Here is a 955-nt window from a genome sequence, read left to right as displayed (position 1 = left end):
CCCCCTTAGCCTTCGCCACTGAGAGTAACTCGCCGGCTCATTCTCCAAAAGGCACGCCCTCAGGCATTGCCCCCGAGGGGGCCATAGCCCTCGGACCGCTTGTAGGCATGCGGTTTCAGGTTCTGTTTCACTCCCCTCACCGGGGTTCTTTTCACCTTTCCCTCACGGTACTGGTTCGCTATCGGTCGCCAGGGGTATTTAGCCTTGGAGGGTGGTCCCCCCTGCTTCCCACGACCTTCCCCGTGGGCCGTGGTACTCGGGATCCCATCCCCGGGAGACCTTCGACCTTTTGCCTACGGGGCTATCACCCTCTATGGCGGGCCTTTCCAGACCGCTTCGGCTAGGCCAAGGTTTGGTCACTCCCTGAGACGTCCGAGGCCGCCTCCGGATGGGTCCCACGACCCCCACAGGGCAACGCCCTCGGGCTTTTGCACCCTGTGGGTTTAGGCTCTTCCCCGTTCGCTCGCCGCTACTAAGGGAATCTCGGTTGATTTCTTTTCCTGGGGGTACTAAGATGTTTCAGTTCCCCCCGTGCCCCTCCGTGGCCTATGGGTTCAGCCACGGATGCCTGGGGTTCACCCCAGGCGGGTTTCCCCATTCGGGCACCCCCGGGTCATCGCGCCCGCACACGGCTCCCCGAGGCTTTTCGCAGTGTGCCGCGCCCTTCATCGGCCCCTGGCGCCAAGGCATCCACCACATGCCCTTACTCGCTTACACGCGACGCGGAGAACCCGTTTCCCGAGCTGCCCGCGTTGTGTTTCGACTTCGTCTCACGCCCTGTTCGGTTGTTAAGGTGCTCTCCGGGCTTTCCGCACACTCGTGCCCGGTCCTTCCTTGACGGGCCGCTATCTGCGTTCCGGCCCGCCAGCGGATGGCCGCTGGCCCCCGCCTCCGAGCTCCGCGCCCGGCTTCGAGCGTCAGCCTCCATCCCCCGGGCCTCCCCATTATAGCGAGA

1 rRNA gene is annotated in these 955 nt (G+C 64.4%); it reads right to left on the bottom strand.

The window, feature by feature from the left end:
* Window positions 1–717, bottom strand: a 23S ribosomal RNA gene (locus tag ABDH49_09135); the annotation flags it as partial.
* Window positions 718–955: the final 238 nt, after the last annotated feature.

The organism is Candidatus Hydrothermales bacterium (assembly GCA_039630235.1).
GTDB lineage: Bacteria > Hydrothermota > Hydrothermia > Hydrothermales > JAJRUZ01 > JBCNVI01.
The sequence above is the reverse complement of the archived record's forward strand: the minus strand, read 5'-3'. Positions and strand labels throughout refer to the sequence as shown.